The organism is Mucilaginibacter gynuensis (assembly GCF_039541195.1).
GTDB lineage: Bacteria > Bacteroidota > Bacteroidia > Sphingobacteriales > Sphingobacteriaceae > Mucilaginibacter > Mucilaginibacter gynuensis.
The window spans coordinates 19,516-31,582 of record NZ_BAABFT010000007.1 but is presented as its reverse complement, the minus strand read 5'-3'; the positions used below and the strand labels follow the sequence as shown (position 1 = coordinate 31,582).

Here is a 12,067-nt window from a genome sequence, read left to right as displayed (position 1 = left end):
AATTTAATAAAGTACTTTAGAAAAATAATTTTCGTCGGAATCTTATGATAAATTTAAATAATAGATATACCTGTCAAAGATATATTTGCTAATCCGAATAATCCTCGTCTTATTTTCGATCCCAAGGATTTAGATGATTTAAAAGAATCCATCCAAAGTGCAGTGGTGAATGTTCCAGTGACTGTATATCAAGATGATTCGGTTGGGCCTAGAAAATATATCTTATTAGAGCCAATTTTCTTCCAAAATCCATAACCGTTGGCTTCAAACACTTATTGGTATTACCACATTTACGGTATAGGGATGGGACTGATGGGACAGTTCGGTCCGTTTGCATTAAAAATGTTTGCTGTATTGATTTTCTTGCTTCGGATCATTGTCAGCACGCTTTGGTTAAAATATTCAGGTTTGGCCTCGTTGAATGGGCATGGCGTAGTCTTGCTTACGGGAAAAGGCAAAAAATGAAGATATAACGGTTCGCGATCCAATTGTTCCTTCCGATGTTGGTAAATTCATCTTTACCTTGTTCACAGTATAAAACTTAAAAATCCTTTAAAAATCTCAAAAAAACTATAACGCAGTGATAGCTCAGGTCATTTTCCGTCTAGTCTTTTTCTTGTTCGTTGAAGATTTTGGGGTCGAATTCCTGGCGATGAACAGGGGCCACTGTTCTTTCATAAATATAATCGTCGATCATCTGTTTTAGCCCGTCATTTGGATTCAGAAAGTAATTCATGAAAATGACCCTTAACTCGAGATTTGGATGGTCATTGCTCGGGTCATGCAGAAATTGAATGTTCGACTCTCCAAACCTGTCGATCATTCGCCTACCCGAGATCATGAACTGCATACCGGGGATGATAAGTTGCACTGACATGGCAATATTCAGACAAGGTTGTGTTTTTGAAGTTAGTTTTCGCTTTACCATATCGATTGCAAGAGAATCTGCACTGAGTTCGATTTTTTTGACCATCGTCATAAACTCCGGTTCGGAATCACTTCGTTGTTGCCCCAATTTTATACCGGTGCCATTTAACTTGTCGAAATAACCGTTTTTGCGCAGTAGAAAATGTCCGACTTCGTGAAGAAGCATTAATTCAAGCACAGGCCGGAAGGATGAATCTGCATTTAAAGAATATTTTCTGGTAAAGTCAAGTATGTATTCCGGATTGATTAAAATATATCTTCCGTTGATATTCGAATATGCCGAAGACTGGTAGTTCTTGCCATTGGGTTGAAATGGAATTAAAAGAATTTCTGTTGTGTCTTTCGAATGGTATTCATCTGCCAGCACAATCTTTTTTCCCAGTAGGGCGGAATCCGCGCAGTTTACATCTGTCAGAATTTCCTTTAACAATTGTAAATCTGGAAATGCACGCCTGATATCAGCTTCCTTTATAATTTGATTTTCAATAGCATTGCCATCAAGCTCAGGCTTATGACGACAACCTGCCATTATAAGCAGAATAGCGGTCGTAAGGAAACCTCTATCAAGAATCCTTCTGCGATTAAAGCTGAACATACTTAGATTTCTAATTTCCGCTTATATGTTACAACCACGTTGTGCTTTTGAGCGTCGGACGCTTTATCGTAGTCTGTAAAAAAAGCGTCACGAAGAGTTATAATTTCCGTTACTTTTTTAGCGTCTTCAGTCTTAACCTCGTTTAACCTTGTGCTTACCGCGCTTGCTATCGTGGAACAAAAAGTCAGCACTCCGATAATAATTACCGAAGGTTGTGCTTTGCCGAGGGCCGAACCACTCTTCGCGGCTTGAATAGTGGCTACTAATGTAGAGGCAGCCGTTAAAGCTGTAACCAAAAGACTGACTAAAAAGTAAGTCTGTTGATCCTGCTTTGCTGTTTCCGTGGCAGTTTTTATTTTGGCTTTAAAGAGATTAGCCAGGTCGTCCGACTCGTCAGTTTTGCCGTTGTCTTCAAATCCATATACCGAACCTGTAAAACTGAAAGTTGGTTCCGAAAATCGATTAAAAATATCGAAAGTCGAATAAACAAAAATGACGAGTGACAAAAATGCCAAAAGATATAGTGTTTTTTCATGACTTATTACATACTAAAGCTTCTTGAAAACATTCAGATTGGTTGATAGGCCTACTTTAAACGTTCGTTTCAAAAATGATTTTGAAGATTCTGCCGAATTGCTGATGTCGGTAAATTCAAAACTTAAATTGAATATTGAAACAGTTGGGTTCCCCTCCTCAAGATAGCTCAACGATAGCCCGGTATTCAATCTGGCAGACTTCTTACCACCAATGTAGACGGAAGGGTAAACACTGAATCCAAATCGGTTAATCAGATTAGCCGGTATAAACGTGTACCCCAATCTAAACCTATATTCATTGAATTGTTCATAGCTGCCGGCATCTGCATACGTGTCGCCGTTTGGGTTCATCTTCGTGACTTTTCTGGTAATGCCATTAGCACTGATCAATGAGTCATTCTTTATATCGTAGGTGTCCAGATCGTCATAGTTGTTTGTGCGGGCCCATGAGACTGAGCCAGTCCAATAAACGTTCCCATTAGATTTTGTCGGACGAATCAAGTAACCTAATCCGATAACCGGACCAACAAAATTCTTTGTTGTTAATTGCTTGGTAAAGTCAGCTTTACTGTCATATAGCTGATAGCTGCCGAAACTGACATCGCCATTTAATATCAGGTTACTATTACTCGTTTTAAATTTGCCATTTTCTGTTCTCGTCCGATAAAAATTCCATGCATAATACCCTCCACCCGTAACTCCAGGATCAAAATTTCCGGATTTGAATATCTTGGCAACCCCTTCTTTGTTTTTTGTATTAACATAGGCTCCCCAACCGTGGGCAGTCAGATCCGTATGCTTCACGATATCAGTGCCGCTTCCTGTGGTATAATTTCGAGGCTTTGTGCCCCATTTATGGTTATAGACATTCAGCTTTATTGCGGTTGCGTCAGAAACATTTGCCCCCAATGAAAATAGAATGACCTTTCCCGTATCTGACGGGCTCTTGAAGAAGACGGGCTTGCCTGCGTTATTGCGATCGGTAATGAAATCCTGTGCATATACTGTTTGTCCAACAAACAATATAATTATGATCGTCAGGACATAACGCATTATAATGGAATTTTGATGGTAACAATTACACCGCCGTTCTCGGCTATTGAACCTGTTATCGGGGATGGCTTTTGCAGATCTGTTTTCGGCTGCCCGTCGCTGGTACAACTGTACTTAATCTTGAAGCTCGCTCCATTAGGCCCTCCAATTTTGTAATCAACATTTAGCGTTCCATCATTGATGTCCTTTTCATATTTGATTGAAAGCGGGCCGGCAGAAACCTGAACGCCCTCAATGTCGAAAATTACAAGGTCTATTGCAGCACCTTCAACCTTGGATTCAAATTTTACGTGATTTGCCATTGTGTAAAGTTATTTAGGTTAATTAACTCAATATTAGGCAATTAATTTAAATTTGTCAAGCTAAAAATATAATTGATTTTTATTTGTGAAAAACCCGATGATTCACGGTAAAGCCGGAAATTTACTTAGGAACAGGAAAAACTATTATTGGCTAATACAGGATTAATTAAAGGAAGATTTAATACTTTATAATGCTCCAGCAATGCCGTCAATACCTATCCGGGGTCAATACGCTATAAAAATGTTATTACCATTTTCGACGGTAGCGGAATATCTATCCATTCCATGTATCCGTTTTGAAAATTTATGGGATACATTTACGTGGAATACTCATATTGACTAATTTTGCATAGGTTAAAACGTTTGTATGATTCTCAATAGAAAAGAAATTCTGGAAAAGGCGCTTATCGATGAGCTAGATGAAAAACATCTGAGAAACGGCAGTTATGATCTAAGCACCTGCCAGATCATTGACATGAAGGGCGGTAAACACGATTATTACAAACTTCCTCCACAGGGCATGGCAATCGTTGTTTTCAAGGAAAGAATCAAACTGACTAAAGGCATAATCGGATTTGCCCATGTTAAAACATCTCTGACACAGAAAGGGATTATGGCGACTAATATCGGCATTATTGATCCGGAATATGACGGCTATCTGTCAACGCTGCTAATCAATTTCGGGAAAAGTGATCAATCTTTGCAGGTTGGAGAGCCATGCCTCCGGCTGACTTTTGCGCATATGAACAGCGACTATAAAAGCGATGCTGAAAGCATGGGCAAAAATCCAGTTTTACGCAAAATGGATAAATATGTCCAAGATCGTCAGGCTAATACAGATTATCTTTCGAAAAAATTCTTAAATTTAAACTCTGTCAGTATTGAAGTTTTCAACAAGGTTATGAAAGCGCTGATCGGCCTTGGAATCATTTTCAGCGCCGCCAGTTTTGGAATCGGGATGTATTTCCAGAACAAAACGGCTAGTGAAAAAGACCAGGATAAGATTGTTAAAAGTTACGATATACAGAATACGTTACTTGTAAATCAAAACAATAGCCTGTTGAAAAAGCTTGACAGTATAAGCAATGATATGAAGGTGAATGAAAAACGCCTGAAATTACTGGAATCAAAAATAAAGAAATGAGCGAGCTACGATTCGACAGCATCAATGATGCGCAACTTTACTTACTAAAAGACCTCCTTGAAAATGGTACTGATGTAAAAACACGTGGTTTAATAACCAAAGAAATCACACCTTTCTTTTTTGCAGTTACCAATCCCAGGAAACGTATCACTACGCTTAATGGGCGTAATTGGAATTTTGCCGCAGCGCTGGGAGAGCTTTCCTGGCATCTTGCCGTATCTAATGATCTCGAGTTTATCACCAGCTATTTGTCCGGATGGAAATATTACTCAGCTGATCAAAAAATAATTACCGGCAGTTGTTATGGAAAAAAGATTTTCAATAAAGGACCGTCAAGGAAAAGTCAATGGGATAAGGTGACTGCCGTTTTAAAAAATGATCACCAGTCCAGACGTGCGGTTATCGGGTTATTTGACACGTCTGGCGATATCGATGAAACCATACCGGACGTGTCCTGCACGATCTCACTACAGTTTTTGGTTAGGAATAATTGTGTGGATATTATCGTGAACATGCGAAGCAATGATGCTATATGGGGATTGCCTTTTGATTTTTTCTTTTTCTCTTATCTCCAGGAGTTGATGGCATTCGAATTGAGCCTAGACGTAGGTATTTACCATCACATGGCCGGTTCTATGCATATCTATGAACGGCACTATGACATGGCAGAACAGATCATTGGCAATGTGCAACACGAAGCCTTTGAAATGCCCCCAGTTAGGACTGATGAAACGGAATTTTTTCTTCGTACTGAAAGAAAAATAAGATCGGGTAAAATGACGTTTGCAGAAATCGAACATCTTCAGATCGATAACTATTGGAAGGAGCTATTGGAAATCTTGTTCCATTATTATCTGAAAAAAAACCACTTTGTAACAAATTCCGGCAACTTAGATTTTTTAAAACACAATCCTTATCAAGAACTGGTTTGACCTGCAGACGCTGTGCTAAATGAATTTTGCCAGGGAATACTTACTTGGCAAATCATCCACGTAATTACCTCTATCACATAATCCACTCGTCGTAAAGCTAATAATATTTCACTTTCAACTTATGCTCCGAATTTCTGTTAGTATGTAATTACCATTTATTTTTGATGCGTCCCTGCTCCTCGGAACATTTAGTCTAGCTCTCTAAGTCAACTATCATTATTCTAAATCCGCAGAAATGGTTTCACCACTTATCCGTGTAGTACCCTCAATACTCCATTGATTTAATTTCGGAACAAACTACGAAATCATATTAAACGCATTAGTGGCCTGTTCTCAGTTATTTGGCGAATAAAAATCTTTAATGCTTCTTCTCGAGTAATGGCTTGTCCGAACTCATTTATAGAATCTTCATCGCTATAAATGCCGTTACGATCATTCCAGATAAGCCACTCAATTAAGTCTTCTCTGGTAAGAACTAAAGATATTTTCAATAATTCTTCATCAGAGATTTCTACTGCTCGTATATAAGGGAAATCGTGTACTTTCCAAAAACTTGTCATTGCACGAATTAATTTCATGAGTCTACATTTTGTTGATAACCTTGCAATATTTTACTTCCCTAAATTACTTAATATGCGACAAATGTTTTTAATTGTTAAAAAGAGCTTTGAGAACATTCTCCCTTATGAACTTCTTTGTTAATTTAGTCCGTTGTGAATCGCACCTAAAAGATTGTTCGAATTCCACACAATTAGGGTTCGCTAAAAGTGCTCCAATTTATTTAAAGCACGCATTTGCTCGACAAATTGGTTCGAATTATATCCAGTCTCGGGACGGATTAATGATCCACACAGTGGACTTTAACCAAATGTTCTATATCATTCTAAAGGAGGCCAATCTCCTGAAATCATCCGTGAAATGGTTCGAGAATTGTCCGTTAGGTAGCTTCCAACTGGGCTCGAGTCAAATTCTAAAACGCAATCGTCCTTAGATAAAATATCGGTAGTCGTAGGTAATACCTTCACGTTTCGACAAAAGCCGACCGATCCTTGCTATTTCATTAGATGAATTTACTGTTGCTGGCAGCTGACTGTAGAGGTCGAAAGAATTCCAGTTCATCTTAGTTAATCCGAGGATCTCATTTGCAATTGTGCCGATATTACTTTGTCCATAATGTTTGGTCACTTTTAAAGGCCCCGGGATATATTTACCGCCTAAGTAAAATTTGTAAGCCGGATTTCTTACCGACGAAACGATGCCATGAGTCCACAGAAATGCCGTATGATCATCGAACTTGATACAGGTGCCCCTTGGAACTGCAAAGTTATCCGCGATCGGCATGGAATCATTATCCATCTTTGTGGCAATAAATCGAATATCATCGGCATAATTGATCTCGATAAGGTCCAACGAATTTACTCCGCTACTAAGTAAGCTGTCTTTTAAACCGTTGATCTCATCATTGGTAAAATAGTTGCGTTTATGGACGACCACCCGTTTGGGCAACTCGTTCATGGCATTGAAAAATAACTCTTTAATCGAAAGTCCAAAACGGAAAGCATCATTATAACTTAGATGGGGCCGGTCCTGTCTATCCCAATAAAGCTTATCTTCAACCTTCGACAACTTATATTTCAATCCTTGTCCTTCCGAATTGTAGATGTGGCTGCAACCTAAAACAATGTTGCCGGCTTCTGCTTTTGCGCTCGATACGCTGTAGCCTATCCCTGCAAAGGCCGTATTTTTATCGAGGTTTTGTAATATCCACGGTGTTCGTAAGGATTTTACGTAGTATGAAAGAGACAACCACCAGTTGATTTGACAACTTAAAGGGCTTTTTACGGTATCTTCCTGAACAAATTGCGTAGCCACACCCTTTTCAGCACAATAGGCTTTAATATAATCATGGAGGTCATAATGTTCGTTTTCCTCGTCAAATGACGTATAGGTCAACCATCGGTCTGGAATAAATATCACCAGCACTTTTTTTACTTCATCCCTTAAACTTTGGTCGATTCTGTTGATGATTTTGGAACGCAGATCAAAAGCCATTTCCTTCAGGTTCTGCTTAATTTCCGGCTCGGGGCAACTGAACCAATTTGCAGAGTTAATATCAGGCACATTCAAGCTAACTCCATATGTATCGTAAAATCCAGGATAATCTATCAGGTAATCCTGATTTACGTTATTTGAGCTGACTTTGGCTAAATGAGTTTTAAGAAAACTTGAAAATATTCCTGCTTCCTGCGAACTACAAATCACACCAAGCCGGATAGTATTCTCAAATAGTAAGCCGTTCAAATTGCTGTCATGGGGATTGTTTTTACTTAAACCCCTCATCGGATGAAAATCAAGAGGCGGTTGCATTCCTTGATGCTTGGCACCAAATTCCAATTCCGGTTCCTTATATTGTATGCCGTTAAAATGTAATACAGCTTTCGGGAACTTGTCATTTAACCTCACCTCAGTTCCTACACCAGGCTTAGCGATCTTTGCAAATAATGGCAGCCGATATATTTCGAAGATAAAGCCGGACGCTGAGTTGGTAGGATATTCGATGCTTAACTTTTTATCGCTTCCCTTTAAAATGAGTTTCCTCCACGATAAGATGTATTCATCGAAATAGTTGTTCCGTAATTTATCAAAATATGTCCGGCCAACTTCCTGCTTGATATCCTTAGTGATCCTCGCTTCGGGGTCGGAAGTCTGAACTCTGAAATCTGGTAGAATAGACAAATATGTACGTGTCCCATCTGTACTGAGCGATATTCTGATTGCTTCATGCGTACTGTAAAGTGCATTTTGCAATATGCGATTGGTGGTAGCTGTTTCTTTCCAGATCAGGTCTTTGCCATTTGACTTTAAGCCATGTGGCGCAGATAATGCGCGGACCAAAGAAGAAAGCAATAAGCTATAAATAGCCGTATCGCGCCACAAATTCATTCCGGCAATTGGCACTCTCACAACACTGCCTTTAATTTTTCCGTTGAAGCATTCATTAATGTCTGTCAAAGTACCTAATGCCCAAATGCAGCCCTTGTAAGGTACTGCAACGATCCTGAAGGGCTTGATTAGTTCTCTTATTGTTTTCCAAGCATTTGGCTCAATTGCTATGTCCGATTCAAATTGGAAAGCTTCCTGTGGCAGTTTAATAGGAAACAAGTTACCTTTAATGATCGAATTGAACTTGCCGTTTTCAAAGGTGAAAGGTGTTTTAATCAGGTTTTCTTTTTCGCTTTTTAAATAGCCATTGAATTTACGCATTAATTCAAGGTTGTCCTTGCAGCAACTTTTGGATAAAGTGATCATTAATTTATCAAAGCCGTCGGTTGGTATATAGTAAGCGGATCTGCCGTTCTGTCTAGCAGTATCGATAAGCGCTCTGACAGGTTCAGGAATATCGTGACCATAGCCACACCAGTACAACCTGCCTGAGCCCCGTTTTGCATAAGATTCCTTCAAAGCGTCCATTACAGAAGCGTCTCGTCCGCTATACCCTGAAACAATTAAATGTTTATCATTAAGATACTCTATTAGCCGGGTACGGAATGTTTCGTCCTGGTCTTTCAGCTCCTTATCGGTGTTTTTTAAAGGGCCATACTTATAATCCCCATGTAGTTTGACCAATAAAAGTTCCGATGAGTTTATAGGCCTGATAATTCTGTCTACGGAGTCTAAGGTGATATCGATGACGGTGTTGTTGGTTTTAATAGCTGCATCCCGGCAAAGGTCATCAAAATTGGTCGTCCATACGGATTTCATTAATCCCAATTCATGTAAAAGACAAAGTAATTTATAGCCAACAGATGGTTCCTTTTTCTCTGCCAGGCGCTGAAAGTATTTCCTTCGATCATCCTCGATCGGATAACATTTCTCGATGTAAACAGAATATTCTTCAGGGGAATGAAGACCTGGATAAATAGCTTCGTTATCTAACCACTTTTGGATGGTTTGCCGGACCTGTTCCGAGCGGTCATCTAATTTTCCGCTGTTGTGCGTAGATACCTTAGTCGAATAGATGTCTCGTTTCCATTCCCAAACACATTCATTAGCAGATTTTATCCCAGATGTTATAGATGCACCGGCTCCTAAAAGAACGGTGAAAAAATCTTGTCTGCTAATTTCTACCGAGCGGACAAATTGATCCACTTCTAAAACATAATTTTCAGGCATTTCAAATAATTAAGGTTATTGCTTGTAGCCCTATTTACATGGTACGACCATTACAAACGTAACTAACTGCATGTTATACCAAGAGTGACAAGGGTCAGTATTACAAATTTAATATTTCATGTAAGTGTTGCAACTGATGATCTCTCATTGTGCAAAGTTTTTTGTCCCCCATTGAAAATTGTTTGGCCGTTACCTTTAGCCCGCGCGATCCGCCATATCTCCTCTGGGGGACGACAAGATGCCTCCAGCTTTAAAAGCATAAAAAAAGTCTTTGATTATCATCAGAGCGGGATCGAACTCGTCAAAGAAGTTATTATGTGGTGTTATTTTAATAGAAACTAAAGCATGAATAAATTCATTATTTTATCGAATATTTCTTATATTAGTATTAATATAAACTCGATTAATATAGAGCAAACTATTCGGTTAACATGACGGTTAACAGAAGATGACAAGAAATATAACTCGTTGAAAATAAGGTTTAAATACTAAGTCGACACGGTCCCGTCCATTCCGCTTTTCAATACCAAAACAGTACCCCCCCCTTAAATGGCATCATTTAAGGGGGTTTCGTTTTCGGGGCATACCAAATTATTCATGTTTTCGCATAGCATTCGGGAGTAATTTAGAAGTTTGCTAACGAACTCCCGAATTATTGCATAATAGTTAGAGTACTTTTTTCCTAAGTTCAGGTCTTTCTCACCTGTGTCACTTTAGGAAATGGCCCATGTGCACCGGAAGGCCCAGCAGCCCCTTTTGAGCCGCTAGGGCCTGGACTCCCACCACTTCTCTTACCTGTAAATCCGCTACTAACTGCACTTCCTCCTCCTCCACCTGGGCCACCCTCGCCCCCCACTCCTCCGGCACCTCCATCAGATCTGACGGTAAATTTTCCCTCTACATCTAGAGGACTATCATTAAACCAATAATTTACAACAACTTTTCCCCCAGCACCCCCGCTACCACCAATTCCTCCACTGCCTCCGCTACCTCCATTGCCTCCAGAATGAATAAATCGTTGTGCATTCCCGCCTCTTTGTCCTTTACCCCCGTTACCACCAACTCCCCCTGTACCCCCATAAGAGTTAATTGTTAATTTGCCAAGTTTATTTAGCCCTATGTTCACTTGAAGATACTTTCCATCCCCGCCAGTTTTCCCATTTCCACCAGAAGGCCCTGGAGTTCCATCCTTACCATGATCATTATCATCTCCAAGGTCTGCACCTTTATCTCCAGCTCCTCCCTTAGACCCAACAACATATATTTCACAGTTGTCACCAATAAAACAAGTCTTTATATTAACCTGAGAAGAATCTATACCATTATCAATAATCAGTTTAGAATTATCTCCCATCCTTAAAACAGAAAAAGTGATAACAGGATCAGTAATTGTATCAGTAGTATTCGCCGGCACAACATGTGCAGGAGCACTAATAAAGAAATTTTTATCCACAGGATTCTCTGGCAGTGTATCCTCCACTGATGACACAGTGGTTGTGTCAGATTTAATTTCAGACGTTTTGTCTGACGTTCCGCATTTTCCGCATGAAGTTATTAACAACACACCGAGTAATAGTCTTGAAAGTTTCATATGACGTTGATTTAGATTAAGTAATTGATTATAAACGTTTAATTTACGAAACCTAATCTAATAATAAAAAATAATTACTACGGCAGGGAAGCTAATTAAACGCCCCATATAACCGAAGAAACTGTTAAAAAACAACGATACTTAACCCTGACATTTATCTGTAACTAATTGTCGAATTATTTCAGTTTATAGGTAATACTATTTGTGTAAATAAATCGTCAACTTTTCTATCCATTTCAGATGATCCGCTTTTTCTTTATCTTCTTTTGGTTTGCTCAAAGTAACTTTTTCTTTCGGGATTTGTTAGTTTCAATTAGTTCTTCAATTTTAAAATCTCCGAAATAATATGATTCGTTCTTCTTGAATATAAGCGAGCAAGAGAATATCTATGGAAACTGGGTTATTTAAAACAATGCTATGCTTTGATCTACTTCATCCAGCCTGCGAATTGGCGAGGCTTTATTTCAAATCATAACTTATTTACAGAATTTTATAAATCAAAAGAAGCATGCCGGAATTTAATCCTGGCACGGCCCCGTCCATCTTGAACTAATTCATCAATTAATTATAAATAAGTTCGAATTAGCTTTAAGTAATTTACTGCCTTTCAAGGCTGTCTTTGTAAGACAGTCCAATAAACTAATGTTGTCTTAAATACTACTTTCAAAGCTGTCAAAACTTTCAATCGCTCCAGGTTGGTTGTTAGAATTGTGGAGCACGTGAAGCTTTTATATCAATTAAAGGCTGTGTAAAAATGGTCGATTGACTTAGGAGCCGCTTCAAATATATCCCTTATCCTGGAGAACGTTCGAAT

The 12,067-nt window shown here is 39.0% G+C and carries 11 protein-coding genes; 4 read left to right on the top strand and 7 right to left on the bottom strand.

All coding sequences use genetic code 11. The features are described 5' to 3' along the window. Positions 1–57: 57 nt before the first annotated feature. Complete coding sequence (locus ABD894_RS28165) at positions 58–255, top strand: ParB N-terminal domain-containing protein (protein ID WP_425562968.1); 198 nt, start codon at positions 58–60, stop codon at positions 253–255. Positions 256–258: 3 nt separating this feature from the next. Next, entirely contained in the window at positions 259–465 is a 207-nt protein-coding gene (locus ABD894_RS28160; protein WP_425562961.1) for a DUF418 domain-containing protein, read from the top strand. Positions 466–604: 139 nt separating this feature from the next. On the opposite strand, the gene ABD894_RS14630 is transcribed toward ABD894_RS28160, so the two are convergent. The 4 genes from ABD894_RS14630 to ABD894_RS14615 are packed head-to-tail and all read right to left on the bottom strand — an operon-like array spanning position 605 to position 3,413. Beyond that, positions 605–1,522 carry a hypothetical protein gene (locus tag ABD894_RS14630; protein WP_345211797.1) on the bottom strand — a complete coding sequence of 306 codons (918 nt, stop codon included), beginning with the start codon at positions 1,520–1,522 and terminating at the stop codon, positions 605–607. A 2-nt stretch (positions 1,523–1,524) separates the two neighbouring features. Then, entirely contained in the window at positions 1,525–2,037 is a 513-nt protein-coding gene (locus ABD894_RS14625) for a hypothetical protein (protein WP_345211796.1), read from the bottom strand. A gap of 33 nt (positions 2,038–2,070) precedes the next feature. Further along, the gene (locus tag ABD894_RS14620; RefSeq protein WP_345211795.1) at positions 2,071–3,111 is read right to left on the bottom strand and encodes a hypothetical protein; all 1,041 of its coding nucleotides are present in this window, start codon (positions 3,109–3,111) and stop codon (positions 2,071–2,073) included. Beyond that, the gene (locus tag ABD894_RS14615) at positions 3,111–3,413 is read right to left on the bottom strand and encodes a hypothetical protein (protein WP_345211794.1); all 303 of its coding nucleotides are present in this window, start codon (positions 3,411–3,413) and stop codon (positions 3,111–3,113) included. The genes ABD894_RS14620 and ABD894_RS14615 overlap by 1 nt, the downstream gene beginning before the upstream one ends. A gap of 367 nt (positions 3,414–3,780) precedes the next feature. Here ABD894_RS14615 and ABD894_RS14610 point away from each other — a divergent pair, with 367 nt between their 5' ends. Together ABD894_RS14610 and ABD894_RS14605 are read left to right on the top strand one after the other, a co-directional pair. After that, entirely contained in the window at positions 3,781–4,557 is a 777-nt protein-coding gene (locus ABD894_RS14610; protein WP_345211793.1) for a dCTP deaminase domain-containing protein, read from the top strand. Next, a complete protein-coding gene (locus ABD894_RS14605) occupies positions 4,554–5,489 on the top strand; it encodes a thymidylate synthase (protein ID WP_345211792.1) in 936 nt (311 codons plus the stop codon). Before ABD894_RS14610 ends, ABD894_RS14605 begins: the two co-directional genes overlap by 4 nt. A 305-nt stretch (positions 5,490–5,794) precedes the next feature. On the opposite strand, the gene ABD894_RS14600 is transcribed toward ABD894_RS14605, so the two are convergent. The 3 genes from ABD894_RS14600 to ABD894_RS14590 form a co-directional block, all read right to left on the bottom strand. Next, on the bottom strand, positions 5,795–6,067 hold the full coding sequence (locus ABD894_RS14600) for a hypothetical protein (protein WP_345211791.1): 273 nt from the start codon (positions 6,065–6,067) through the stop codon (positions 5,795–5,797). A gap of 409 nt (positions 6,068–6,476) precedes the next feature. Beyond that, entirely contained in the window at positions 6,477–9,662 is a 3,186-nt protein-coding gene (locus ABD894_RS14595) for an SIR2 family protein (RefSeq protein WP_345211790.1), read from the bottom strand. 688 nt (positions 9,663–10,350) lie between these two features. After that, positions 10,351–11,253, bottom strand: a complete 903-nt coding sequence (locus ABD894_RS14590) for a hypothetical protein (protein WP_345211789.1) — start codon at positions 11,251–11,253, stop codon at positions 10,351–10,353. Positions 11,254–12,067: the final 814 nt, after the last annotated feature.